The organism is Planococcus wigleyi (assembly GCF_014836985.1).
In the GTDB taxonomy this organism is placed as follows: Bacteria; Bacillota; Bacilli; order Bacillales_A; family Planococcaceae; genus Planococcus; species Planococcus notacanthi.
Map to the genome: position 1 here is coordinate 232,525 of NZ_JACSPU010000002.1, position 26,256 is coordinate 258,780.

Below are 26,256 nucleotides of genomic sequence, written 5' to 3' on the forward strand. Positions count from 1 at the left end.
GTGAGAGCAAATTATTATGACGAGAAAAATCCGTTAAGTATCGAGGAATACGCAAAAAAATTAATTGGGAAGAGCTTTTTGGATGTTATACACGAAGCGGATCTGGACACAGAACTTAGAGTTGAAATCATCGACAAGTACGGTAACCCTAGAAGAAAAGGCGGACTTGGGAACCTTCTCGAGGAGGTTTACTTCGGTTATAAAGCCAACAGCAACCAGCAAGCAGATTTTCATGAAGCAGGGGTCGAACTTAAGGTGTCAGCCTATGAATTGTTAAAAAAAGGAGATTTCCGAGCCGGTGAGAGGTTAGTTATCACGATGATTAGTTACGAAAAGCCCATCGAATTGTACTTTTACGATTCAAAGATACTGGAGAAAATCGCCGTCATATTATTAGTGTACTATTTGCGGGATAAATCTTTGGGGAGCAACCTTCTCTATCCTATAGATTTCGTCAGCCTATTCTCTCCCCCGCCAGAGGACATGGAGATTATAAAAAACGATTATGAAAAAATTGCCGAGAAAATCCAGGAGGGCAATGCACATCTACTTTCGGAAAGCGATACGTTATATTTGGCGGCATCCACCAAAGGGGCAACGGCTTTAAAGAGTACCGTTCCTCAATACTATAATGCTCTAGTTCCTGCTAGAAAGAGGGCATTCAGCCTCAAAAATTCCTACATGACTTATGTGTTGAACGAATACCTACGGAAAGATGTCGTCACCTATGAGCCGATTGTTAAGGACATCCGTATCTTGAAAGAAAAGTCCTTTGAAGATTATATAACCGAGAGAATTAATTCGCATATAGGAGTAACCGATGCGGAGCTCTGCAGAATATTCGATAGGGAATACAACAACAACAAATATCAGTGGGTTGATTTGGCATATCGGATGCTCGGTATAAAATCAAATAGAGCGGAGGAGTTTGAAAAGGCAAATATAGTGGTTAAAGCCATTAGGCTTGAAGAGGACGGTCGGATGATAGAGAGTAGTTCACTTCCATCTATCAAACTTAAGGAATTCGTCGAGGAGGAATGGGAGGAGTCGACGCTGTATTCATACTTCGAACAGACGAAATTCCTGTTCGTGGTTTTTAGGAAATCCGGGAATGTCTATACTCTGAAAGGGTCACAAATGTGGAATATGCCATTGGATGATTTAGAAATCAAAGTAAGAGATGGCTGGGAGAAAATCAGGAAAACCATAGTGGATGGAGTTGTATTTAATCTGGCGGAAAACAAGAACAAAGAAATAATCGTCAAAAATAATCTGCCGAAAAAAGAAGATAATCCTGTTATACACATTAGACCCCATAGCCCTAAGCGGTTTTACCTTTTCGAAGACGGTACAACCGTAGGTAATGGTACTTTTACACACGGTGAGGAATTGCCCGATGGTAGATGGATGACGAGACAAAGCTTTTGGATAAACAATACGTACATCTTAGAACAGCTTAATGAGAAGTTGAAAGAGAAATAAGTTCATGAGATTTCAGAAACGGTTCATTATTGAATATCACCAATGAGAACAATATTTCCTTAAGGTTTTTTATAACCATAGAAAAAAGCTGACATCTATAATGTCAGCCAAAAGCCGGGAATTCCATTTGGAGTTCGTTCACTTCATTCGCTTTTTCTATCTCTTCAATCCGGATGCCCATCCGCTCAATCAAATCCACCACAAGGGCATTTCCCATACAGAAGTAACGCATACGATCCGTCATCCCTGAAGTCCAATTATCTGGAAATCCGTTTAGACGCTCACATTCGACGGGAGTCAAGAAACGCTTCCTGCCATCGACTTCGACAATATGGGTGCTCCGGTTGATCGACCCTTCGCTCGTCAGCATGGTCCGCCCCGGCTTGTCCAATTCATCCACAGGGGACATCCCACCTTCGGCGAAATGGTAGATATGGCCTTCCGCGGTTTTCCGCTCAATCCGCTTCGGTCCGCGCAGATAGGCGAACTTCTCGATATTCGCTTCGGTGAGGTAGAACTTTTCCGGTACCGCCTCCTCGTCGATCAGGATATCCTTCAGCGGAATCGGCTCCTCTAATTTAGGGGAGAGGTGTGCCGTGAATACTTTGCCGTCCTTCATATAGCCTGAATTATGGAATCCATAGGAGAACTCATCGGAAATCTCCACGATATCCGAAGGGAGCTCGACAGAGGAGATGCGGTCCTTGTAAGGTTCCTCTTCGACCGGAAAAGGCTTGGCGAAGAACCCTTCATTGAATACGATCTCTTCAGGGGAGAAGGTTTTCTGCTCGCCCTCGAAGGAGATGCCGTTCTTATAGGCGAAGATGAATACCCGGCGACGGCGCTGCGCCATGCCGTATTCTGCCGCGTTGATGACACGCCACTCGACGGAGTAGTTCATATCCCGGAAAGTGGCCAGCATGACTGCGAAGTCGCGTCCTCTTTGGGAGGAAGGGGATTTCAGCAGGCGGTCGACGTTCTCCAGTAGGACATATTTCGGGTGGGTGTTTTCAATCACCCGTTTGATTTCCCAGAAGAGGACGCCCTTCTTGCCTTGGATTCCCTGCTCGCCTGACTTGGTGCGTGCCACCGAGTAGTCCTGGCAAGGGAAGCCGCCGACGAGGAGGTCGGCTCGGAGGTCGTGGAATGTATCATCAGAGACCTTGGTGATGTCTTCCTTCGAATGGATTCCTGTATCGAAATTGCGTGCATAGCAGTCGAAGGCGTCCTGCGCTTTGCGCGAAGGTTCCCATTGGTTGCCCCATACTACATCAAAAATTTCATGGTTGGCTTTCTGTAATCCGAGCCGGAATCCGCCGACGCCGGCGAAGAGTTCGATGACTCGGAGTGTTTTTGTCTGTTCCATATACCGAACATCCTTTCGGTTTTTCTTAATTATAGCGAATTGTCAAAGAAAGATCAAGAAATAGTTTCAAAGACATCAATTTTATCTCAAATCCATCGATTATGCCATCAATGGGGCTTCCTATATTCTCTCATGGCTGCCTTGACGAATTCCAGTGCCGAATCGGCTGTTTCGTCCAGATTCTTACGGATTTCATGTTCCCATATCCGGCGGACATGCCAGCCCATCTCGATGTAGTGGGCATCCACTTCCTTGTCCCGCTCCCTGTTCCGCGCGATTTTGGCATCCCAGAACTCCTGGTTGCTCTTGGGGCGTTTGAAGTGGGTCGGGCAGCCGTGCCAGAAGCAGGAATCTACGAAGATGACCACCCTATACTTTTGGATAGCGATGTCCGGGGTTCCGCGCAGTTTGCGGACATTCTTCCGGAAGCGGAGTCCTCTTCTCCAAAGGGCTTTACTGAAGAGGTTCTCCAATTTAGATTGGGCACGGATGGCCCCCATGGTTTTGCTTCTTTGCTCTTTAGTCATCCGATCTGCCATTGATAGACCTCCTTTTAACCTTTATACCCAGGTGAATGAAGAGAATAAAAGTTTAGAAGTGATATTTCAAATCATTAAAAACGGTGAGAGCCAAAAAGCAAATGTATTCTGCGAAATTCTTTTAAAGGAATTCTAACACGTAAAGAACTAAATACTAATTAGAAGAAAGAACAAATGCAAAAATTTCTTTGTTTTTCCTGATATCTTGACTGAAGGTGAGTGCATAGTAAGGTTACAAAAAAAGCTCTACTTAGGTAATCACAAGTTTGATTAATAAGAAACTGAGAAATAGAGAAAGTGGTGAGAAAATGGTTAAACAAGTAAAATCTAGTTTCAAATTATATCAAAAATTTAATTCTAATTCTGAATCTACTCTATTCGAATTGGTCAGTGGTAAAAATAATGAAACTAAACAAACTAAATGCTTGGCTTTTTTAATATCTAAGTCTCCAACTGTCTTAAGTAAAATATTAAAGATTAGTAATATCAAAAATACTCTGAAAAATATAGAGAGCTTAAAAAATTATAATTATGATTTTTATAGAGTTGACGCTGAAATGATTTCTGAAGGTACACCTAGAATAAGAAGAGACATAACAATAAGTTTCTATAAAGAAAACAAGATGAAGTTTGTGATTGTTATCGAGGCAAAAAGTGTCCTTATTAAGAATGTTAATAGGTTAACACCTCAGTTAGAACAATATTTGGATAAGCGTCACTATTCTCTTGATACACCTGTGCCGATAGTTGGGGTAGCTCTTTCTAAATATCCATATATTTTCTCAACTGAAAAAAATCATTTTATAAGTATCACTTGGCTTGAAATAATAAATATACTATACGAATTAAGAAAAACTCATATTACGGATTACGAAGATTTTCTTATAGATGAATACTTTAAATTTATTACAGGAGTTGATACTGAAATGAAGTTTTTTGAACAAGAAGTACTTTCTGTCTCTGCCTCTACTTCTTTTGATAGTATAGTGAAATATCATATCCACGGATGTCCACACAATCAAAGAGGATATAAGTATAAAGATACTCTTTTTATTACATTCAGAAAATCAGGAGTAATGAATAAGTTGTATAAAATTGAAGAAGTATTGGTAGTAGACACTTCCTTTGCTTCATATGAAACTGAATTAAAAAAATCTCATCCTCATGTTGCCAATCGTATTTTAGACTATATGAAAGAAGAGGACGTTAAAAATAATTGGCTGAAAAACGCAAAAACAAAAATATATCGTTTCTATGTTTTATCAAAAAAAGAAAGTATAGAATTATTACATAAACCTAGAATTCCTAATTCTTCAGTAAGAAATGGAATATATTTTAACCTTTCAGAACTTTTGGATACTACCATACCGTTTGTGAAAACTTCATCGAAAATTCAAGTATGAACATGTTTGCAGACTACGAATTATGAGTAAATATTCACGATGTATCAAAGTATGAAAAAAGTTTGAATTTAGAGTTTCTTAGTTAAGGTTCTTTACTTACACTGATTTCCAGTCGCTTTTGTTATGAGATAAGAGTTGCTATTAAAACTATATGATTATGGTCAAATTTGCATCAAGTGCATATTTATATTTTCTATGCTATAAGGTTTATTATATTTATTTTTTATAACTTTTCATGTAATTCAACTGTTATCCAGATAACGTAATTCGCATTTTCTATTAACATTCATAAACAAAGGAGAAGAAAGTAAGAGTATAGAATGATAATAGTGTAATGAATTTTAAAGAGTATTAAGGGGGAAACAGAATGACAGTTGACATTATTTTGGGTAATAATGTTGATACTAAAATGTGGATAGATGAATTAAGAGGGAATGAATCAGAACACATAATTGTCATCGATTATGAAAGCGATGAGAAACTTAAAGAGATAGATGGAATCAATTATATGGAACCTAGTTATGCTCTGACATATATCAAAAAATTCGATACAAAAAACTTCTACAAATCTGTGTATGCATTCCCTGGTATGTCTGGCACTATGTCTTCCCTATACTGTAAAAAATAAGAACGGAAGTAGTATGTTAAGTCAATCTTGAAATTTTTTAATAAGGAGTTCATTTAGACCTATCTACAGTAAAGTAGTTTACTATGAAATACCCGAAATAATTGAAAAGACGACATAGATTTATCAATTCGTATTCTGAAAAAGTAGTATAATTTCAAAGTGAAAAAGAAAATAGGCGAAGAATTAGAAGGAAATAAATATTTATGTATGGGGATGGGATATGGCGGAGTATCGCTTGCATGCTTATTACGAAAGGAAAGCGATTTCTGCAAAAACGAACTGAATTAAAGGGTAAATTCAACGTTTTTATGTACAGGTCCTTTAATCTATTGGCTATTCTCCCGTAAACAGGTAATATAAAACCAACTACTAAAGGTCATCTGCCAGTCAGGTGGCCTTTAAGTGAGCCAGAAATCTGTCAGGTTCCACAAACTAATCTTCACGGAGGGGGATTCGAAATTGCCTTATCAATTACGAAAAAACTTTAAGTTGTTCACTTTGAATTCAAACCCGGAATTGGCACAGGAAATCGCTGACTTGCTTGGCTGCGAAATGGGGAAAAGCTCCATTACCCGCTTTAGCGATGGGGAAGTCCAAATCAACATAGAAGAAAGTGTCCGGGGAGCAGAAGTCTATCTGGTCCAGTCGACATCGCAGCCTGGAAACGAACACGTGATGGAACTGTTGATCATGATCGATGCGTTGAAACGGGCGTCTGCGGAAGCCATCAACGTGGTCATTCCCTATTACGGCTACGCACGCCAGGACCGGAAAGCGAGTTCACGCGAACCGATTACGGCCAAATTGGTAGCGAATATGCTGGAGACGGCTGGGGCGACCCACGTCATCACCATGGATCTGCATGCACCCCAACTTCAGGGCTTCTTCGATATGCCGGTTGACCAGTTATTGGGCGGAACGGTCTTGTCGAAGCATTTCGCTGACAAGGGCTTGGAAGATGCCATTGTTGTGGCGCCGGATAACGGAGGTTTGGGAAGAGCCCGTAAACTGGCGAATTACCTGGATGTGCCGATTGGCTTTATCGACAAACGCCGGATGCAGCCGGATGAACCTGAAATGATCAATATTGTCGGCGACATCAAAGGCAAAAACGTCATCATCATTGTGGACATCATTGATACGGCAACGACCATCTCATTGGCTGCCAACGTGCTCGCTGAAAATGGCGCGAAAGCCATTTATGCCTGCTGTACGCACGCCGTCTTATCCGGACAGGCGGTTCAACGGATTGAAGAGTCGGCTCTGACGGAACTGGTGGTCACCAATACCATCCATATTCCAGAAGAAAAACGCATGCCGAAAATCAAAATCCTTTCCGTCGCTCCTTTGTTGGCGGAAGCGATCGAACACGTTCATAACGAGAAACCGGTAAGTCCGTTATTTGAAAACATTCCGGTCAGCGATCAGTAAAGGTTTCCCGGTAAATAGATCCATACAAAAACACCGCAGAAAACTTTCTGCGGTGTTTTTGCTGTCTTCTAGACACGTTGGCTTTGTTTCTTATGGAGCATATAAAAGAATGCGGCAATGGCTAAGGAAGCAATAAAGGCACCGATTGTAACTTCACCTGGAAGCAGGAACATCAAAGCCAAAAAAGCCGCTCCGACTACTACCATGAAGATAGACAATAAGAGATTTACATTCACAGACAATTCCTCCGTTCAATCAGACGTTTCATCTATCAATCCATTCCCCTTTTTCGGGAAAATAAAAGTAATAACTAAAATCTATGTCATAATAGATTTATACATAAATTGAATTATTAGTAAATTTAGGAGGGGGAGGCAGATGGATTCAAAAAGGACGGCAAAAGAAAACGGGGAACGTGCCCGGCAGAAAGAACTGAAAAATAATCCTGGAGGATCTTTGCGTGATGGAGTGGACGGTGGAGCAGGTAATGGCAATATGACCGACATCGCAGGAGATATGGGCTGGAAAGGCATGGTGCTGTTGATTGTTCTTTTGATTGCAGGCTACGTCATCTACCAACTCTTTTTCAATTGAAAGAGGATCTGTAATCTTGAGGAGGAAATATAATGTTTGGTTTGAAAATTGGAGTGGCACTGGTGATTGTATTCGTTTTGATGTCACTAGTGAAATTTACTTTAAGAAAAATATTTAAGATTGATAAAGAAAAAAAGAACTGGTTTTCCTATAACCACATCAACAAAACACACCAGAAAGTCGATTGGTTCGTAAGGATTGGGACGGCGATTGGGTTGGTTACCGTCTTATATCTGACACTGTACAAAGAGTATTCGGCCGCTCTTTTTCTGGCTTTATTGATTCTTTTCACGATACTGGATTACTCCGTCAGAATATATTTTGAATGGAGGTATTCAGATTCTCCGAAACAATCGATCCTGACACTAGGGGAGATGATCGTTTTAGTCACTTCCATCATCGCCATTCTTCAATTTGATTTGCTGAATCTGGCTTACTGAACAAACCAGCTATTCTCTTTAGAACCATCAAAAAACACACCAGCCCTATCAAAGGACTGGTGTGTTTTCATCTTTTATTTAACAACTTCCCGGTTGTTTCTAATAAACACTGAACCGATCAAGCCGAGAACTGCAGCGATCAATACCGCATAGAACGCGTGATGGGTGCCGAATGCCAAAAACTCAGCAGGGTTGACGGCGCCAAATTCCGCGATGTAATTCTTTTGGCCGGCTGTGAACAAGGTGATGGCGATTGCCGTACCTGCAGCTCCAGCGACCTGCGTCAGTGTGTTCATCGCAGCTGAACCGTCTGCGTACAGTTCCCGCGGCAACTGATTCATGGCATGGGTCTGTGCAGGCATGATGGTCATGGAGATCCCCAGGAACAGGATGCATAGAGCGCCAATGACCTGCCATACCGGTGTCGTAGCTGACAAGATCAACAGGAAGACGATGGCTCCCACGGTGATGAAGGAAAACCCAAGGCGTGTAAAGATGCGGGCGCCCACTCGGTCAAAATTAGAACCGACGATCGGCGCCATGATGATGTTCAAGAGGTTGGCCGGCAGCATCAACAAGCCCGCGGCGATGGATGTATAGGCCAAGACACTCTTCAAGTAGATGGGAATCAGGATCGCCACCGAAAGGATGACGAACAAAGTGATGACCATCAATACTGTGCCGAGTGCGAACATCGGGTACTTGAAGACGCGCAAGTCGACCATCGGCTCCGGCATCTTCAGCTGGCGGAAGATGAACAGCCCAAGTGCTGCAATGCCTGCCAGAAGCGGTGCCCAGACGGCCGGGCTTGCAAACGGTGTTTCGGCCAGTGTCGATAAGGCATAGATGAGGCCCCCGAAAGCGACCGTCGACAGCAGGAGCGAAACGACATCAATTTTCGGTTTAGAGATATCGGAGACATTTTCGATGTTCAAGGCGCTGATCAACAACAGCACATTCAAAATCACCATCACCCAGAAGATATAATGCCAACTGCTGGCACTGATGATCAATCCGCTTAACGTAGGGCCGAGAGCAGGGCCGGCAGTAATGACCAGACCGACAATGCCCATCACCGCTCCGCGTTTTTGGATCGGGAATATCAGCATAATCACGCTGAACATAAGCGGCAGGAAAATCCCTGTGCCGATCGCTTGAACCAGACGGCCGGTCAACAGCACGGCAAAGCTTGGTGCCACTGCGGCAAGTGCAGCACCGAGTGAAGAAATGACCAATGCGGCGACAACCAACTGGCGTGTCGAAAACCAGCGGACCAAATAGGCCGATAAAGGAACCAGAATTGCCAACACCAATAAATAGCCGGTTGTCAGCCATTGCGCAGTTCCGGCACTGATGGCGTAGTCTTCCATAATGTTGGTCAGCGCCATATTTAACGCTGTTTCACCAAACAGGCCGATAAACGCGCCAAGCATCAGAATAGCTGCCATCGTTTTCGGTTTTTTTACTTGTACATGAGAGTTCATAAATCGGTTTCCTTCTATCTATATGTAATTTTAACTTGCCGGCTTTCCCGGACATTTCCTTAAATTGAAGAAATGCTTTCACTAGAGCCGTTGAGTCACTTTGCAACTATACAAAAACTCCTGCAAGAACTCAATACTATTCAGGCGTTTTTTAGGAATTCATTGGAAATTCAGACGCATTTTCTTCCGAAAAATCGCAATAGCTTACCCGTCAGATAAAGAAAAATATAGGGAAACGAGTGGAGATAAAAAGTGAAAGCCGCTTTTATTTGTAGGAAATGCTGCGTTTTCGAAAAACCAGCAACAGCTGCGAAGTAACAGCGAGAACCGGCAATTCAAGCAAAGGGCCAATGACCAAGGTCAATGCGATCAGCGGCTGCTCGGGAAATGCAGTCATGGCAATCGCCAGTGCGATGGGTGAGTTTCTTGCCAAAGCGACAAGGCTCAGGCTGGCTTTGTCTTCATAGGAAAACTTCAGCAGGTTGGCGGCGTTTTGCGCAATTATGAAATTCACCGTAAAAAACAGCAGGATGGGGACAAGGAGCTGGCCCAATAAATCCAAATTGCCGAGCAGCAGTCTGCCTTGTGAAGCAAACATCGCTGTGATGGCAAGGGCTAGAAAAATCATAGGCAATGCACTCAATTTAGCTGTCAGGCTTGCATTCAGCCAGGTATTGTTTCTAAGAAGCCTTTTTGTAGCGATGGCCAGCAATAACGGAAGCGCCAATACGGCAACCACGTTCTCCATTAAAAAAGAAAGTTCGAGTGCACCGGCTGTTCCGCTGAAAAGTAGTAAATAAAGCGGCAGCAGGATAATCTGAAGGATCAGGTTTACCGGTAGAATGGCAGTGGACAAGGCCACGTTTCCCTTGGCGATTCCAGTGAAGACCAAATACCAGTCCGTACAGGGTGTCACCATCAACATAATAAACCCGATGTACAGGGCTAGCTGGTCTCCCAAAAACAGCGAAGCCAGGAACCAGGCAAAAAGCGGTGTCCACAAAAAATTAATCAGCAATGAAGCAGAGGCGAATTTGGCATTGCCGAAAGCCTGTTTCGCTTGTTGGAGCGGGATTTGCAAGAACGTGAGATAAAGCATCACCATCAGTAAGGGAACGATGAAATGCTCCGCGTTTTCCTGAATCATCTCAATGCGCCCTGCGCCAATGCCGATCACCGCAGCAGATAGAATTATGACTGTATATAGCTTTTCGACTATGTTCATCGCTTTTCCACACCTCGCTGGATCGGAATATTCCGTAAAGCTTATATTATCATAATAGACAGAGGCAGCAGATTGACAAGACAGGACAAAGTGCTTTTACTATAGAAGAAAAAAGTTGAGGGAACTGAAATCATTCATTGCCTCACTGATTTACGTAATTATGAACTTAAGCGAGTTATTGATTTTGTGGTATAGTAACACTAATTACATAACGTGTAGGAATAGGTGCTTATGCAAATAAGCTTAAAAGGGAAGCTTGGTGAAAATCCAACACTGTCCCGCAACTGTAAATTCGGAGCGAGTCATAACAAGCCACTGTGAAAATGGGAAGGCATGATGAGCGTAGATGAAAAGTCAGGAGACCTGCCTTATTCCAGTACACACCAAATACCTGCGTGGAAATAGGTGGTGCTTTGTGCGAATCTGACGTTTATTGAGATTTTAACGTTTTTTTCTTATGCATAAAAAGTGGAAGGCTATTTCTGGAAAACAGAAATGGCCTTTTTTATTTGGGTTATGTAAAAAGAAAGAGGAGGAATAAAATATGTCGTCACAATCAAGTGCTTTTTACGAAGAACAATTCAGGGTATGCGTTATGCAAAGAATATCAGAAGGCAAATCCACAGACTTAAAATCGTTCCAGCAACAGTTGATTGATGAAAACAAAAAAGAATATGCAACAATTAATTCTGCTTATCTGAAAGTGAAAAAAGAATTACTGGGTTAAGGAAGGTGAGGCAGCGGCTGTACGCTGCTTCTTTTTAAAAAGGGTAGAACAGAAGAAAATCAAAAAATACGTTTATGGATATTTTTGGTATGATTGTTTGAAATAATATTGAAAGGAAGAAGCGGATGAAATATCTGGTGAACGAAGACCACTGGGATTTAGTGGGTTATGCAGAACAGAGAGAAAAAATTCTGAGCAGATTCAATCAAGAAACAGCGGCCTTTTTGAAGAATGATTCATTTCATGACGGCAAGATTGTTTCGATTGATATCGTGAATCAGGAAAATGGAGAGATGAAAGATCCGACATCCATCAAGATGGTGATTGAGCATTACAGTGGAGGAATTTATGAAATTCATTGGACCCATGTCCGGAAGTTCTTTATGGATTATGATATTACCCGAAATGTATACGGCAATGCACCTCATAAAATCGCTTTTGGCGGGAGACGAGGTCTCGATGAATGGGGCTATGATGAACTTCTTCCCTTAAGCAAAAGAAAACTCCAGCATGAGATTCTGTTGTTTTCCCGGACAACGATCATCATCCATTGCGCAAATGTGAAAATCAGAAAAATCAAAGCCTGACTGCAACTTAATGTGAATTCAACCGTAAGTAGAAGAAGGAGGTGTTCGCCGTGGCACTTTTCGCTCATACGAGCACACGATATGTACTTTGGTCATCCGTTATTTTCTTACTGCATTTCATGGATTCGCTCTCTATTTTCACATTGTTCATCGTTTCTCTACTATTGATTGGAGCCAATTATTTTTTTGAGAAAACCGGGCAAGAAAAAGAGTTTGAAAACAACCTGGTTGATTGGCTGTGGCTGCCGATTTTGGTGGGCACAATGGGGTTCATTGTGTCGCATTACGTTTTTTAGAAGATACATAAGCTGGGAGCAATAGACGAGAGGGGGAAATAAATTGCTTAACGTAGGAGATATCATTTACACCGTATTATTTTTCATCGCGGTTGTTTTTATTTTTAACTTGGTGAAAAGAAAAATGTCGAGGTGATGCAAGGTGAATAGGAAAGTTTTGAAATGGTTTTTGGTGATTCTGGGGCTGTCTGCATCTTTAGTGAGCATCGGAATCGGTATCTATGTCTACAGCAATCCGTTGGCTGACAACGCGCAATTCTTGCTGCAGCTTCCCTTTTTGCTGATTACGGTGACACTGGCTTCGGCCATCGCGGTTAATGGGTTAAGAAAGACCGAAAGGAGACGCATCGATTAAATGGCGGTGCACATCCAAAAATGGATTTAATGCGTCTCTTTCCCGGTGATGAAGTTTCGTACAAAAGAAATGACACCCATTGTAAAGCATAGAAACGTTGACATGAAAACTTCAGGCCATGAAGAACCTATCGCACGAAACCATACAACAGCTAAAATCCCTGTAATGAAATAGACGGGTATAAATTTTTTTGACAGCAAAAATTCAATCACACGTAAACAACTCCTTAAAACAAAAATGGCGGTCAGAATGCACCGGCTTTAATTAGTGTAACGGAAGCTTGCGGCCGAAATCTATGGGAGGTGAAGACGATGTTCAATGAAAGTCCGAAATGCTCTGTATGTGGCAAGGAAATTGAAGGGGACGAAGTGGTCTTCATCAAAATGCGCTACCCGAAAAGAAAAGGCTTTACGGAAGTTAAAGCGTATTTAAAGAATGAAGGCCAGTTTATCTGCGAAGGCTGCTACGATAAAAAGTAAAGAGATCGATTGGTCGTATACCTGAAAAAGCAGAGAAGGAAAGACCCTTCTCTGCAGCTTGGTTATTCTTCCTCTTCTTGTTTCTCATCTTTATTGTCTTTGAGATCAATCGTGAATCCGTCTTCTTGCTCCGGATCTGCATCACGCACTTCAAATGAACAACCGGCCAATAACAAGGCTGCTAATCCCACTAAAAAAATTTTCCTCATCGGACATCCCTCCTTATTTTATATTTCCGAAATGGTATTACTGGAGAATACGGATGGATTCCTAAAAAGTTTCCAATTGACTGGAAATAGTTTTTCCGGATTTCGGTTTCAGTTGATTAGTTTTGCTGTGTTCTGCAAAGCGATGGAAACCGGGTATATCGAGCTTAGAAGTTTAAGGAGGCCATACTTTGTCGGCGAAATTGAAAATTATTTTCTCGTTTTTTATTTTATTTGGCGCAGTGCTGTTGTTGGCGAAAGTCGATCAAACCTTCAATCTTTATAACGCGCCTTCCATTCTGATAGCTGCCGGTGTGATTGGCCTGATTTTTTCTTTGCTGGCCACCAACAAGGAAAGCAGTTTGTTGTGCCGGATTGGTTTGCATAAGTACAAACGGGGCCAACGAGATAGCGAAGTGCCGGCCATGTACGTCTACACATGTGAAAGATGCGGCAAGAAGAAAAAAGCGGCTTCGGTTGTTTAATGAAAAGAATGAGGTGAACAAGTGGAATTTACAGATTTTATGCAAGAGAATTTTCCGGATTTAGAACTCACGCCACCTTTGTTTTACAACTGGGATGTTGGCATCCGCTTCGAATTAGGGGTGGATTACAAACGGGGCGAGTGTTCCCCGAACAGTGCATATCTTAAAGGTGTTTACCACAGGGCTATCACGCTGTTCAATTCCCTGCATCTTCAAGAGGATGAAATTTTTCTGGTCGTAAACGTACATGATTTCGGGAAGAACACGAGCTTAAGACGCAAACTGAATATTTTCTCCAAGTACACAAAAAATCAATCGGCTTTGAACAAATTGAAGCACCTGACACTGCCTTATATCATTCCGGAAGACGATGAAGATGGAAATTACCGGACCCATCGATTTGTCCTGAAATGCAAAGTGTCGGACCTCAGGTACATGCCTTTGTTAAAAGCAATCTGTAATACCGATATGGGATACAAGCCGGCTATCCATCATGATGTTTTCTTTATCAGCCTTAAAAATAAAACCATTTTCCATGTATATGATGACAGGGGCTGTGACTTGGTGGCGGCATCAAAGGAAGACATTCGCCATATTTACAATACGCATAACGATTGGATATTGGATTATGACAGAGATGAGATTGACCAGGTGTTTAGGTGAGGAATGATTAGGCAGTGGGACTTGGAAGATGGAAATCAAATTCAATAGGAAGAGGTGAATGGGATAGTGGGAGATGGAAACAAGTTAAACCCAGTTGAAGCAGCAAGGCTCTTTGTAAACAAGTATTTTCCGCATTGTGAAGGAGCTTTATTGGCTGGCAGTGTTATTCGAGGGGAAGCAACGGAAACATCTGATCTTGATATTGTTGTATTCGATAAACAATTTCATACTTCTTATAGGGAATCAATGGTCGCTTTTGGATGGAGAATCGAAGCATTTGTACATAATTTAACTTCTTATAAAGAATATTTTTTCAGTGATTATGAGAGAGCTCAGCCTTCAATGCCGAGAATGGTAGCAGAAGGCATAATTTTAAAAGATGAGGGAGTCATTGGTCCGATTAAAGAGGAAGCTAAAGAATTGCTGGATAAAGGGCCTAAAGAATGGTCAACAGAACTAATAAATACAAAGCGCTATTTTATTACGGATGCATTGGATGACTTCATTGGGTGCACTAATCGAGCAGAGGCGATTTTTATAGCCAGTAGCCTGGCAGAATCAGTAAGTGAATTTGTATTGAGAATTAACAAACGATGGGTTGGTACTTCTAAATGGATCATACGGTCATTAAGATACTACGATGTTGAGTTTACCAATCAATTTGTCGAAGCTTTTGACGAATTTTATAAGAACGAAGACAAGCAAAAGATTATCCAACTCGTTGATGAAGTGTTGGAGCCCCATGGGGGACGTTTATTCGAAGGCTTTTCTCTAGGGGAAAGTTGATTTTTCACCCATGTAATTTTAATTGGCAATTTTTCAGGGTGGAAAATCAGAAGGGAGTGAGTACATGACAAGTTTAGCAATCCATTTTGCAGTAGACCCAATCTTAACCTTAGATAAGAAGTTGGTTCGTCAAAAGAACGGAAAACTATTGATTGATGTGCAGGGAGAATTAAAGATTATGTTTGAGGAGTCATGCTTCTTTCACGAACCATCTCTGGCACTCCTTGAACTGGGAGTCAGTTTAAAAAAGTGGCGGACTAGAGATCCGGGAGCGACAGAAAGCTTTTATTATTTCACGATGGAACATGATGAAAAAGAAGGGCCTATTTTAGCCTTCATTCAGAAAAGCGAAGACGAGTGGCAACTCTTTTCCATTTGGCAGGAGTTTGAACACCAAGAGACGATCTCCCTTAATGTATTGCTGGGGGCAGTAGATCAATATTTATCTGAATTGGAAGAGCTGTTGATGAACAGATCCCGTATCAGGTATTCTGATTTTGCAAAAGTATAGAATGAGAACCGCGTTCAAGCGCATCACCTCCACTGCGAAGAATTGAGACTAAGTTAAAAGAGGAACAAGTATCCACTCAATGAACCACTTGAGGAGAAACATAAAAACAGTCACAATTACTACTCCAGCTAAAAAGTAGAGGCTTAATCTCGAATTGTCTATAAGGGCACCGGTCAAATCCTTCAAAAAACTGATCATGGTTTATGCCTCCAATTTTATGGATTTGAATTTCTTTAAAGAAGTCAGTTAAACAGTAATTAGTACCTACGATGACGAAATCAGAAAATAAGAGTTTCTTTATTAATGATCATTTTAATCATAATTGGTCTGTCATCATTCTTTCAGCCATTTTATTGGTAAGATGGATCATCAAGGAAAAAACTAATTTTTAAAAAAATATTAGACTAACAAGTTTTCATCAAAACCTCCCAATCTTAATCAGACTGGGAGGTTTTTTTAGAAGTTTTTCTTCGCGATTTGTCTGTGAAAATAAAATAGAAAATAGTGATGAGCAGCGATTGCATAAAGTTATCCAACCATTCGAATGAACCAATTTTAAAATAATCGAAGGCCATGAGAATAGAAAACACGCCTATAAATGACAGTAAATAAAAATAGGGGCGACTGATTTTCATTTTCCTCACTCATTTCTTTAGGGTTTTCCCGGTGTTCTATTCTTCTTTTTTCAAGTAACGATTGCCTGTATTGATATAAATGATGCCAACCAAGATGATGACGACCATCAAGACAACCCCGGCAATGATGAGCCCTTCCACTTGGAATAACTCCCCTAAAAAGATGAAAACCGTGGAAAACGTAATACCGAACATCATTTTTCCGGTCGCTTTGCATAAAGCCTTTTCGTCGTATTTTGCCTTTTCCTCATCTGAAAGTGTATTGTACCCGGCGATTAGCCAAGCCCCTTTTCCTTGCAGCAGCGCAATACCCAGAATCAAGAGCAATATCATTCCAACCAGTGGAATAAGCATTTCCATCATAAACACCTCCTGAAGAAAAATGGCCTGTATGTACTATACCGATTTGTTTCGGATAAAGTTTCGTTTTCTATAAAAAGATACCAGTTAAAATGTTCTCGGAATTTCCAATCCACCCCGCAAAGAGTCTGAGTTTCCATACCGGCTGACAAAAAAAGAACTCCGTGGCGAGTTCCTTCTTGTTAATCAGCATAAAAGCGCAATTTGATAATACTTAGCGGCCATCTTATAAGCGCGAACTTCGTTATAATGTTCTGCTAGTTCGGTACTGATTTCTTTGGCCAGCAATGAATACTTGCCTTTTTGTGCCAACTGAACCGCCTGCTGCAGTTCTTTCTCATAGGAAGGAAAATCAAAGCGTGCTTTGTAGATCTGGGATCTCAAGTGCAAAAGCTGAATATAGGAATTGGGCAGGTTATACAAAGTGGTCAGGCGAAAGCCTTTCTTTAAATAGTCATCAGCTTCTTCCCAATTCTTTCTTTGAATGCTGATATCACTTAGAACTTCAAGGGCATGAATGGTTTCTTCTTCTTTATCTGCGTTTATGTCATATTCAATGCTCTGGAGCATGTATGCGGCCGCTTGATCGAATTGCTTCTGTTTTTGATAAACGCGTCCATAATTATAAGCCAAAATGGGTGCATAATAATCTTTATTAAACCCCTCCGAGAACTGGAAAAGTTCATCCAAAGTCTTCAATGCGTCATCATATAAATCGTTTCGATGGTATTGGATGGCTAATTGGGCCAAAGAATTTGCGATTCCCCCTTTAAAATCCTGGTCTTTGAAGATTTGCAAGGCCTTTTTCGTATACAGTCTTGCCAGTTCTAAATCTTCATCCATTTTTGTTCGGACTTGAGCCAAGTTCAAATAAGCTTTTGCTGCCCGCAACGATGTTTCTTCGTGTTGTAAGGAGTCAAGATGAAGATTCGCGTAAAACAAAGCTTCTGAATAATTCTTATTCGTGTTGAAATATTTGTAAAGGCTATGGAAGTAATAAGAAGTTTCATTCTCGAAAGTGGGTTGGGCAGGTGAAATAATGTTCTTGGCTTGTTCGACTATGGGATGGGCTTCTTCCATATCATTTGCGGTGTAATACGAGATCAACACATAGTAGATTTTAATCAAAGTGAAATTCGAATGGTTTTCCTTCGAATGGAGTTTTAATAAAGCGAGGTCCTGGGAATTGATTTTTCTGAAACTGATATAACTTTCGTAAATCCGGTGGACGTCCGGCTCTACATTCTTCATATTCATATCAAGCAGAAACTCGGCGTCCACTTCCAGTACCTTGGCAATTTTCGTGATGAACGAGTAGGAAGGCTTGGCTTTGCCGCTCTCGATTTTGCTTATGTATGTATTGGAACAAATTCCTTTGATCAACTCTGTTTGAGTCATTCCTTTATGTATCCTGACCTGGCGTATTCTTTCTCCTATTTCCATTTCTTCACCCTTTTCGTTTCAATCTAATGTCATTCTCTCTCTGTTTGACAGCTTACAAAATCAATCATTGTAAAGAAAATAAATTTACAAATTTAGTTGTTTATTTTTTATTATACAATATTTTGCAATATTGCGTAGTGTTAGAAAATTCAGGTACGTAATAATATGAATGTAGCAAGACCACACCAACCAAAAAGAGGAGATGACTTCCATGTCAAGAAAAGAAAAAATCAATGCTTTGAAAAACCCTGAAATCCGTAATCATGAAATTGAAAATCCGGTAGGGAAAACAATGAATGAGCTATCAAGCGATGAGTTAGCTGGAATCCAAGGAGCTTCTGATGTGAATGCAGAAACAACTCCATTGTGCATCGCAGCATCTATTGGCGCAACTATTATCTTTTCAATGAGAAATTGCTAATCTAACCTAAACTAAAAAAATTGGAGGAATTAAAAATGACTAAACAACAAATTATCAATGCGTGGAAAAACCCTGAAATTCGTGATGGTGTTGAAAAAGTAACGCCTCATCCATCTGGAAAAGCATTTAACGAATTGACGTTGGACGAGCTTGCAGAAGTGCAGGGCGCCTCAGACGTAGCGCCTGAAACTACTCCAGCTTGTGTGGCAGCATTTGCGACGGGCTTGCTTTTCTCAATCAAATTTTGCTGATCAACTTTTAATAGTGGAGGATATTCCTCCACTATTACTTTTTAAAAATAATGAATTTGAGAATGTCTATGACCAGTCGTATGCATTCTCAAATTTATCATGAAAAGGAGTGGAAGAGATGGAGAAAGTATCAACCCGAACAAACCATAGTGATTACATCCATGCCCTGTTTAGTTACGAGAGAAGCCGTTTTTTAAAGGAGGAAGGAATTGATCCGGCTCCAGCTATTAATAAATGGAGAAAACGCCTTTCCATGACTTCGGATGCCATTTTTCAATCTAAACTAGCTGTGGCAGGCCTTTCTGAACAACAATTTGCGGAAATGATTACGCCGCTTAGTGAAAAGAACCTGGACGAAAAGCAACTTCAAGAACTGGCAGCCTTCTTAAAATCAGAGATGAACTTAGACCTTGTGATAGAAGGGTTGAATCTATCTGAGCAAAATGAAAAAATGAAAGAACAACTCGATTTGGGATTGTTTATCCGCCCGTTCCTTTCTTATATCTCCAATCGGCTTGATTTGGCATTGGAAGAGCTTTCGCGCACCCAACCTGCCAATATCGAAAAGATCAAAGAAACGCTGATGTTTGCCATTGGCACCCAATTGATCACTCAGGCGTCCCGATCGATCGTTTTGGAAATGCATGTTTCCAAGTTGAAAGATGAACTTTACGGTTCGACAGCAGAAGAAAGATTCCAGTCGTTCATCAGAGAAAAAGCTTTAAATCCTTCAGAATTGATGAAGTTTTATGAGGAATATGCCGTGTTGACCCGAATCCTTATTCTCCGGAGTGAATTTTTTGTTGAAAATATCAATCTTACCTTAGCAAGATATATGGATGATTTCGATTCCATGTCAAATGCGTTCGGTTTAGACAACGACGAGCTGGATTCCATTGAATTTGGACTGGGAGATACCCATCAGAAAGGCAAGACAGTCGGTAAATTTGTGTATAAAAACGGAAAAACAATCATCTACAAACCGAAAGGGCTTTCCATCTCCTTAAAATACCACGATTTATTGGATTGGATTGCAGAAAGAGCGGAATTCCCGACATTGTCTCCTTATAAAATTCTGGATTTTGGAACACATGGCTGGGAGGAATGCGTATTATACAGCAGCTGTCTTACGCAGCAGGAAGTGAAGCATTACTACCAGCGATTCGGTGTTCTCTTGGGGATGATGCATTCGATCAAAGGCGCTGATTTCCACTTGGAAAATATTATAGCAGGCGGCAACACGCCGTATATTATTGATCATGAAACTTTATTTCACCAAAGCCCGAAACTGGATTTCCCGGATTCCGTTGAAGTTGACTTGAAGTATGAACAGGCCAATTCTGTAGTGGGCACCGGGCTGCTTCCGATTGCCATGTTTAAGAATGCGGAAGGAAAAGGGATTGATCTCAGTGCGCTCAACGGAAAAGAGCAAGAGCTGCCTTTTAAGGTATTGAAGCTTGAAAATGCCATGACCGATGATATGAAATTTTCCATGCAGTCTGAACGCTTCCGCGGCGCCAATAATCTTCCCACTTTGAATGGGGAAGGTGTCGATGCAGAAGAGTATTTGGAGGACATTTTAATCGGATTTGAAAATATTTTTAATTTCTTTATCGATTATAAAGATGAACTGCTGGGCTCCAAAGGGCCGATTGAATCATTTCGCAATGAGAAAATCCGTGTTGTAGCGAGGGCTACTCAGCAGTACTTCAACTTTCTCAATGAATCCAGCCACCCGGATTATATGAGAGATGCGCTGTATTTGGAAAATCTGTACGATCGTTTATGGTTTTATCCTTATCATGACAAGCGCATCATCCCCCATGAAATTTTGGATCTGATGGCAGGCGATATTCCGTTCTTTAACTCGCTGGCTGATTCAAGGGATCTTTATTCGAGTACTGGAGTGAAAATTGACAATGTGTTCGCCCAAAGCGGGTATGAAATAGTGGTCGACAGAATCCGGAAATACGACCTTGATGAACTTCAAACCCAGCTTGGATGGATCCGAACCTCGCTTGTCGGATCAAAAAAAGAGGAAGCGGACGTTCAAGAAGAAAAGTGGGCCGACGAAAAAGTGCCGAGTGATGTTGATTTGCTGTTTTTGCATGAAGCGAAATCCATTGGAGAGGAAATTTTGAGCAAGCTCTGCTATTCAAAGGCGAAAGACAAAGCTTCTCTCTTGTGCTTGTCGCCGAATAGCGAAGGAACCTGGTCGGTAGCGCCTGCCTTGCAAGGCCTTTACGATGGGCTGGGCGGCATTTCCCTCTTTTTCCAATACTTATGGAAAGAAACGGGGGATGAGCGTTATAAACTGGCTGCTGAAGCCACGCTGCAATCAGCTGCTGCGCCGATGGTTGAAAACCAGGGACTGGTTTCTTCATTCACTGGATCCGCTTCTCTTTTGTATCCGATCTTGCATTTCCATAAAAACTTCGGCAGCAATGAATATGAGTGGAAAGTCGACGAAATCAAACAAAAACTAAAGCAGAACGTTCAAAAGGATGAAGTTTTTGATTTCCTTGGCGGAGCTGCAGGGGTTTGCCACGTATTGATGAATTCTTTTGAATGGACAGGTGACCGCGAGTATTTAGAAATAGCGGAACTGTATGGCGAGCATTTGTTGGCAAACCGCCATTCTCCGGCTCCTGGCCAAGCAGCTTGGGCATCAGGAGAATCCGGCAATTATTTAGGCGGCTTTTCACATGGCACAAGCGGCATTGCCCAAAGTCTTTTCAGACTATTCTATCTGACAAAAGACCAGAAGTATCAAAAAGTTGCAGAGAAAGCTTTGCGCTTTGATCAATCGCTGTTTGATAGTGAAAAAGGGGCTTGGAAAGACAACCGGCGCTCTGAAGGCCAATATGCCCATCACTGGTGCCATGGGTCAATGGGGGTTGGGTTAAGCAGAATCATGATGTCCGATTATACCGCCAATTCCACAGTTGGGACGGAGATAAACCAAGCGCTCCAAAATCTTCGGAATCACGGCTATAAGAGCTCGGACTCTTTATGCCACGGAAACTTTGGAGACACGGAACTATTCTTGCAAGCCGGCATGCACTTCCAGGATTCCAGCTTGTCAGAAGAAGCGAAACAAAGAGGATATAATTGTGTGCTGCAAAAAGAAGCGCGCGGCTTTTATCAGGTAGACGGGCCGAAAGGGTTTATCCAGCCCGGCTTATTTACCGGCCTTGCCGGAGTTGGCCTGCAGTTGCTGAGGTTATCGAATCCGAAAGAGGTACCGTCCGTCTTGTTATTGGGTTAACTAGTACAGAAAGAATAGAAAAAGCAGTTCAGTCAAGGGGGATCCGTCCATTGCCCTTATCGATTGAACTGCTTTTTATTATTGATTCTTCATAAAAACCATATAAAGGGAATTTGGTTAAAAGGAGCAGGGTTAGACGGCGTTTTTTCACGCCTTACTTACTGTTTTTTTACCTGTTCTATTCACCTTTCCCGATTCTTTATAGTTAACTTAACAAAAAAATTAAGTTACTAATGGAGGGATAAAACGTATGGTGGTCAGGAAATTAAGCACCAGAGAACGTGAAGTTGCTGTCTTAGTCGCTAAAGGGAAAAAAGATGTGGAAATAGCAACTCTGTTATTCATCAGCCGAAGAAGAGTAGGGGAATTGATTTTTAATATTAAAGAAAAGTGGGAGATTACGTCCCGAGTGGAAATCGGGATCGGTGTGTATCATTTCGGTTGGCTGCACTCCCAGGAAGAGCGTTCGATGGAACACGCTGCCCCCATTCCGTTTTACGCAACAGATCATTATAGGGAAGTCCGAATTTAGAAAGGGGAGGGTTGTATGGCTAGTAAAGTACCCTTCATTGAGCAAATGGAACACAGTGAGTGTGGACTGGCGAGCTTGGCTATGGTATTTGCCTTCCATGGGAAATACGTTTCATTGGCCGAATTGCGGGAAAGCTTCGGGGTGCCCAAAGGAGGGACATCGCTGTATCAGTTGATGCTCATTGGAAAGCATTACGACATGAATGTAAAAGGGTTTAAAGTGGAAAAAGAGGCTTTTAAAGACATGGCACTCCCGGCCATCATCCATTGGGAAAACAAGCATTATGTTGTGTTGGAATCCATTTCTAAAAAGCATATTGTGGTTGTGGATCCGGCTTTGGGCAGAAGAAAAATCCGCCACGAAGAGTTTGATGAAAAATTTACCGGCTTTGTCCTTTGTTTAACTCCAACGGAACGATTTGTGAAAAGCAAAGGGCCTTCGCACATTAAATTCTTTTTATCGTTTGCACTCGGAAAGCCGAAATTGATTTTTCTGATCCTGTTTGGCTCTTTGGTGCTGCAGCTTTTCACTCTGGTGGTGCCATGGATGACCACTTGGATAACGGACAATATCATCGTACCGAAGAATGGGAATGCGATGAGTTCCATCGGAATTGGCCTCTTTGTATTATTCATCAGTTTCCAGATTCTTTCGTGGTTTAGAGGCTTTCTCGTCGCTAAACTTCAGACGACCATCGATCAATCATTGATGGAGACGTTCATCGGGAAGTTATTGACATTGCCGTACAATTTTTTCGAAAATCGTTCGGTCGGTGAATTATTGTTTCGGGCCAATTCCAATGTATACATTAGGCAAATCCTATCCACAAAGGTTATTTCCTTTCTGATAGACGGCATTTTGGTATTCACTTATTTAGCCATCATGTTCCACTATTCTGTCCGGATGACCACAACAGTGCTGCTGATTGGCATTACCGTCTTTACCTTGCTGGTGGCCAGCACAAAAGTTTCGAAAAAGTTATCGGATCAAGATGTATCAGCGCAATCAAAAGTCCAAAGGATCTTATCGGAAAGCATCAATGGCATCAGCGATATTAAAGTGATGGGGCTTGAGAATATGGTGTTCTCTGAATGGAACGGACTTTTCCATGACCAATTGAAAACTGCAGAAAAGCGCTCGATTTGGGTGTCGTCGGTCAACACGGTCGCTTCCTCTGTCCAATTCATCCTGCCGGTTTTTCTTTTATGGTACAGCAGCTCCGCCATTTTGAGCGGTTCAATGACTTTAGGCACTGTACTAGGATTTAATGCTTTGGCGATGGCTTTCATCACACCCATCATTTCTATTGGCAGCGGCTATGGAGAGTTGACTTACCTAGGTTCGTATCTCCAACGCTTATATGATGTCATGCAGGCAAAATCAGAAGTCGCAGATCCGGAAAGCGAAGCATTGAAAATACAAAATTTGGCGTTCAAGGGAGACATTGAATTTGAAAATGTGTTTTTCCGGCATAATCATTTCAGCGAAATGGCTATCAAGGATGTGTCTTTCAAAATAGCGGCTGGAGAGAAAGTGGCTATCGTTGGATCTTCCGGATCCGGAAAAAGTACGATCGTCAAACTGCTTTTGGGCCTCTATTCCCCTACAGCGGGAAAAATCAAATTTGATGGGCGAGAGAGTTCGATGATCAATCTCGCAGCGCTGCGCAAATCCATGGGAGTCGTATTCCAGGAAGCACGGCTCTTCAATAAAACGATAGCTGAAAATATCACTGCCCAAAGAACAGCCATTGAGAAGGAAAGCATCATCAAGGCTGCCAAAAAAGCCAATATCCATAAAGAGATTATGGAGCTTCCATTGAACTTTGATACCACTGTCTCTGAATTTGGCGCAAACTTTTCCGGAGGGCAAAGGCAGCGGTTATTGATCGCGCGGGGGTTAGTCGCAGATCCGCCTATCCTTGTTCTCGATGAAGCGACCAGTGCCTTGGATACCTTATCAGAAAGCATCATCGATAATGAGCTTAACTATATGTCGTGTACGCGTGTTGTTATTGCCCATCGATTAAGCACAGTCCAGAACGCCGATAAAATCATCGTGATGGATGAAGGGCAAATCGTGGAAATCGGCAATCATGAAGAATTAACAAAAGCCAAAGGCTATTACTACAATTTATGCAAAGCACAAACCTTGATAGGAGAGTTGAAAAATGAACGTTCAGCGTAACGCACCAAAAACTTTTTTAGTGATTGCTTCTTTAGCCGTCAGCATGAGCTGCTTAGGGCCGGCTGTACAAGCTTCCGAACCTTCTGCACCATTCAGGCAAGCAGAAGAAAGGGAGTCCTCCATGATTTACTTGTTTCAGGAAGGGACTGATCTGGACGCGGTTGCCGAAGATATTCAGGAAGTTGACGCCAAGGCATCCGTAGCACTGATGAACGAAATTGACACCCTGACCGTCCAAGCTTCCGGGCATGCCCAAAGTGAGGAGATTGTGGAACTTGTCCAGCGTAAATACGGATCACTCGTTGCAGAAAAAGGGGAAGACCAGACGGTTAATGCCGGCGATGTCCAACCGGATGGCGTGCCGCTGATTTCGCCATTGGCACCGATGCTAGTAAGCCGCCAAGCTGCAGCTTCCGCAAATCAGGACCCGGAGGGCGGGGAAAGCTCCGCGTACCAGAAATGGTTATGGGATATTGATTTAGTCACCCGAAACGGGGCAAGCCGGGCCATGCAAAGTGGAAATCACAGCGTGAAAATCGGAATTGTAGATAGCGGCCTGGATTTCAATCATCCGGATTTAAAAGCCAATATTGTGTCGAAAGGCCGCTCTTTTATTGAGGGAGTGGCAGATACGCAGGATTACATGGGACATGGCACGATGGTGGCCGGATCGATTGCTGCCAACGGCCATATAAAAGGAATTGCCCCGGACATCGGAATCGTGCCTTATAAAGTGTTCCACACCGGAAATGCCGATTCCAGCGATGTCATCGAAGCGATCGTAGCCGCAGCGAACGACGACATGGATGTCATCAACTTAAGTTTAGGCGTTTATAAGTCCTTGAAAAACAAGGAGGAAAAAGCTGTGTATGAAGCTTATAAACGGGCATTGAAATATGCAGAAAAAGAAAACAGCTTCGTAGTCGCTTCTTCCGGTACAGAAAATGCAGGATTTGATATTTTTAATGCGAAAAAATTGGCAGTTGCCCGTGGCTTCTCGAAAGATGCCCAGCTCCATATGCCTGGAGGATTAGGCCATGCCTATACAGTAGCTGCAACAAACAAAGAGAATGCTTTAACTTTCTACTCCAATTATGGAAAGAACGTCTCAATCGGAGCACCAGGGGGGGACTACGGGCCTCTTGCGGATCAGGGACTTTATGATGTGAGGCATATGACCCTCACCACCTATCCGACTAATCTGGCGCAGTCAGTGACTAGCCAGTACGCCGGGTTTGAAAAAGGTTATGAATTCATGACAGGTACGAGCTTGGCGGCGCCTAAAGTGTCCGCAACCGCCGCCCTGGTAATTGCGGAATACGAAGAAGTACATGGGAAAAAGCCCAAAGTACGTGAAGTTGAAAAAATCCTGGAAAAAGGCGCGGTGAAGGGAGACTCCAAAAATTTTGGAGCTGGAATTGTGAATGCGCATGATTCACTCCAATTAATCGGCCAGAAGAAAAAATAAAAGG

General features: G+C 42.1%; 29 protein-coding genes and 1 riboswitch. Of the genes, 21 read left to right on the top strand and 8 right to left on the bottom strand.

Annotated features, from left to right (window positions below; genetic code table 11):
- Window positions 1–1,482 carry a Sau3AI family type II restriction endonuclease gene (locus H9630_RS06655; RefSeq protein WP_191714722.1) on the top strand — a complete coding sequence of 494 codons (1,482 nt, stop codon included), beginning with the start codon at window positions 1–3 and terminating at the stop codon, window positions 1,480–1,482.
- 103 nt (window positions 1,483–1,585) lie between these two features.
- Here H9630_RS06655 and dcm read toward each other — a convergent pair whose 3' ends face one another.
- Both dcm and H9630_RS06665 read right to left on the bottom strand, forming a co-directional pair.
- Entirely contained in the window at window positions 1,586–2,848 is a 1,263-nt protein-coding gene (gene dcm, locus H9630_RS06660) for a DNA (cytosine-5-)-methyltransferase (RefSeq protein ID WP_191714723.1), read from the bottom strand.
- 107 nt (window positions 2,849–2,955) lie between these two features.
- A complete protein-coding gene (locus tag H9630_RS06665) occupies window positions 2,956–3,387 on the bottom strand; it encodes a very short patch repair endonuclease (RefSeq protein ID WP_191714724.1) in 432 nt (143 codons plus the stop codon).
- A 308-nt stretch (window positions 3,388–3,695) separates the two neighbouring features.
- Between H9630_RS06665 and H9630_RS06670 the strand changes: the two genes are divergently transcribed.
- The 3 genes from H9630_RS06670 (at window position 3,696) to H9630_RS06680 (ending at window position 6,849) form a co-directional block, all read left to right on the top strand.
- Window positions 3,696–4,790: a hypothetical protein gene (locus H9630_RS06670; protein WP_191714725.1), complete on the top strand. Its 1,095-nt coding sequence runs from the start codon at window positions 3,696–3,698 to the stop codon at window positions 4,788–4,790.
- Between the two features lie 367 nt (window positions 4,791–5,157).
- The gene (locus tag H9630_RS06675) at window positions 5,158–5,418 is read left to right on the top strand and encodes a hypothetical protein (RefSeq protein WP_191714726.1); all 261 of its coding nucleotides are present in this window, start codon (window positions 5,158–5,160) and stop codon (window positions 5,416–5,418) included.
- Between the two features lie 459 nt (window positions 5,419–5,877).
- A complete protein-coding gene (locus H9630_RS06680; protein WP_191714727.1) occupies window positions 5,878–6,849 on the top strand; it encodes a ribose-phosphate diphosphokinase in 972 nt (323 codons plus the stop codon).
- Window positions 6,850–6,917: 68 nt separating this feature from the next.
- On the opposite strand, the gene H9630_RS06685 is transcribed toward H9630_RS06680, so the two are convergent.
- Window positions 6,918–7,085 carry a hypothetical protein gene (locus H9630_RS06685; RefSeq protein ID WP_191714728.1) on the bottom strand — a complete coding sequence of 56 codons (168 nt, stop codon included), beginning with the start codon at window positions 7,083–7,085 and terminating at the stop codon, window positions 6,918–6,920.
- A gap of 142 nt (window positions 7,086–7,227) precedes the next feature.
- Between H9630_RS06685 and H9630_RS06690 the strand changes: the two genes are divergently transcribed.
- Complete coding sequence (locus H9630_RS06690; RefSeq protein ID WP_191714729.1) at window positions 7,228–7,443, top strand: DUF6366 family protein; 216 nt, start codon at window positions 7,228–7,230, stop codon at window positions 7,441–7,443.
- Between the two features lie 32 nt (window positions 7,444–7,475).
- Window positions 7,476–7,883, top strand: coding sequence for a DUF4181 domain-containing protein (locus H9630_RS06695; RefSeq protein ID WP_191714730.1), 408 nt, complete (start codon window positions 7,476–7,478; stop codon window positions 7,881–7,883).
- Window positions 7,884–7,957: 74 nt separating this feature from the next.
- Here the strand turns inward: H9630_RS06695 and H9630_RS06700 are convergent, their stop codons facing one another.
- Window positions 7,958–9,367: a DHA2 family efflux MFS transporter permease subunit gene (locus tag H9630_RS06700; protein WP_191714731.1), complete on the bottom strand. Its 1,410-nt coding sequence runs from the start codon at window positions 9,365–9,367 to the stop codon at window positions 7,958–7,960.
- Between the two features lie 265 nt (window positions 9,368–9,632).
- Window positions 9,633–10,592: an arsenic resistance protein gene (locus H9630_RS06705; protein WP_191714732.1), complete on the bottom strand. Its 960-nt coding sequence runs from the start codon at window positions 10,590–10,592 to the stop codon at window positions 9,633–9,635.
- Between the two features lie 206 nt (window positions 10,593–10,798).
- Window positions 10,799–10,978, top strand: a riboswitch (cobalamin riboswitch).
- Between the two features lie 158 nt (window positions 10,979–11,136).
- Here H9630_RS06705 and H9630_RS06710 point away from each other — a divergent pair.
- From H9630_RS06710 to H9630_RS06730, 5 genes are all read left to right on the top strand, one after another.
- The gene (locus H9630_RS06710) at window positions 11,137–11,319 is read left to right on the top strand and encodes a hypothetical protein (protein WP_191714733.1); all 183 of its coding nucleotides are present in this window, start codon (window positions 11,137–11,139) and stop codon (window positions 11,317–11,319) included.
- 125 nt (window positions 11,320–11,444) lie between these two features.
- Window positions 11,445–11,906, top strand: coding sequence for a hypothetical protein (locus H9630_RS06715; protein WP_191714734.1), 462 nt, complete (start codon window positions 11,445–11,447; stop codon window positions 11,904–11,906).
- 50 nt (window positions 11,907–11,956) lie between these two features.
- A complete protein-coding gene (locus tag H9630_RS06720; protein ID WP_191714735.1) occupies window positions 11,957–12,202 on the top strand; it encodes a hypothetical protein in 246 nt (81 codons plus the stop codon).
- A 142-nt stretch (window positions 12,203–12,344) separates the two neighbouring features.
- The gene (locus tag H9630_RS06725; RefSeq protein WP_191714736.1) at window positions 12,345–12,557 is read left to right on the top strand and encodes a hypothetical protein; all 213 of its coding nucleotides are present in this window, start codon (window positions 12,345–12,347) and stop codon (window positions 12,555–12,557) included.
- 311 nt (window positions 12,558–12,868) lie between these two features.
- Window positions 12,869–13,036, top strand: coding sequence for a Fe3+ hydroxamate ABC transporter substrate-binding protein (locus H9630_RS06730; RefSeq protein WP_191714737.1), 168 nt, complete (start codon window positions 12,869–12,871; stop codon window positions 13,034–13,036).
- 62 nt (window positions 13,037–13,098) lie between these two features.
- Here H9630_RS06730 and H9630_RS06735 read toward each other — a convergent pair whose 3' ends face one another.
- A complete protein-coding gene (locus H9630_RS06735) occupies window positions 13,099–13,245 on the bottom strand; it encodes a lipoprotein (RefSeq protein ID WP_191714738.1) in 147 nt (48 codons plus the stop codon).
- 188 nt (window positions 13,246–13,433) lie between these two features.
- Here H9630_RS06735 and H9630_RS06740 point away from each other — a divergent pair, with 188 nt between their 5' ends.
- From H9630_RS06740 to H9630_RS06755, 4 genes are all read left to right on the top strand, one after another.
- Window positions 13,434–13,727: a hypothetical protein gene (locus H9630_RS06740; RefSeq protein WP_191714739.1), complete on the top strand. Its 294-nt coding sequence runs from the start codon at window positions 13,434–13,436 to the stop codon at window positions 13,725–13,727.
- 21 nt (window positions 13,728–13,748) lie between these two features.
- Window positions 13,749–14,390: a DUF3885 domain-containing protein gene (locus H9630_RS06745; protein WP_290183726.1), complete on the top strand. Its 642-nt coding sequence runs from the start codon at window positions 13,749–13,751 to the stop codon at window positions 14,388–14,390.
- 66 nt (window positions 14,391–14,456) lie between these two features.
- Window positions 14,457–15,176 (top strand): nucleotidyltransferase domain-containing protein, encoded by a 720-nt coding sequence (locus H9630_RS06750; RefSeq protein ID WP_191714740.1) that lies wholly within the window; start codon window positions 14,457–14,459, stop codon window positions 15,174–15,176.
- Window positions 15,177–15,240: 64 nt separating this feature from the next.
- Complete coding sequence (locus H9630_RS06755; protein ID WP_191714741.1) at window positions 15,241–15,687, top strand: DUF7878 domain-containing protein; 447 nt, start codon at window positions 15,241–15,243, stop codon at window positions 15,685–15,687.
- 671 nt (window positions 15,688–16,358) lie between these two features.
- On the opposite strand, the gene H9630_RS06760 is transcribed toward H9630_RS06755, so the two are convergent.
- Entirely contained in the window at window positions 16,359–16,685 is a 327-nt protein-coding gene (locus tag H9630_RS06760) for a DUF3784 domain-containing protein (RefSeq protein ID WP_191714742.1), read from the bottom strand.
- A gap of 183 nt (window positions 16,686–16,868) precedes the next feature.
- On the bottom strand, window positions 16,869–18,125 hold the full coding sequence (locus H9630_RS06765; RefSeq protein WP_225218418.1) for a helix-turn-helix domain-containing protein: 1,257 nt from the start codon (window positions 18,123–18,125) through the stop codon (window positions 16,869–16,871).
- Window positions 18,126–18,336: 211 nt separating this feature from the next.
- On the opposite strand from H9630_RS06765, the gene H9630_RS06770 reads away from it, so the two are divergent.
- From H9630_RS06770 to H9630_RS06795, 6 genes are all read left to right on the top strand, one after another.
- Window positions 18,337–18,546, top strand: coding sequence for a mersacidin family lantibiotic (locus tag H9630_RS06770; protein WP_225218419.1), 210 nt, complete (start codon window positions 18,337–18,339; stop codon window positions 18,544–18,546).
- Window positions 18,547–18,581: 35 nt separating this feature from the next.
- On the top strand, window positions 18,582–18,797 hold the full coding sequence (locus tag H9630_RS06775) for a mersacidin family lantibiotic (RefSeq protein WP_191714745.1): 216 nt from the start codon (window positions 18,582–18,584) through the stop codon (window positions 18,795–18,797).
- A gap of 118 nt (window positions 18,798–18,915) precedes the next feature.
- Window positions 18,916–22,065, top strand: a complete 3,150-nt coding sequence (locus H9630_RS06780; RefSeq protein WP_191714746.1) for a type 2 lanthipeptide synthetase LanM family protein — start codon at window positions 18,916–18,918, stop codon at window positions 22,063–22,065.
- A 250-nt stretch (window positions 22,066–22,315) separates the two neighbouring features.
- A complete protein-coding gene (locus H9630_RS06785; RefSeq protein WP_225218420.1) occupies window positions 22,316–22,597 on the top strand; it encodes a response regulator transcription factor in 282 nt (93 codons plus the stop codon).
- A gap of 15 nt (window positions 22,598–22,612) precedes the next feature.
- Entirely contained in the window at window positions 22,613–24,784 is a 2,172-nt protein-coding gene (locus H9630_RS06790; protein ID WP_191714747.1) for a peptidase domain-containing ABC transporter, read from the top strand.
- Window positions 24,768–26,252, top strand: coding sequence for a S8 family serine peptidase (locus H9630_RS06795; protein ID WP_225218421.1), 1,485 nt, complete (start codon window positions 24,768–24,770; stop codon window positions 26,250–26,252). The genes H9630_RS06790 and H9630_RS06795 overlap by 17 nt, the downstream gene beginning before the upstream one ends.
- The last annotated feature ends 4 nt before the right edge of the window (window positions 26,253–26,256 follow it).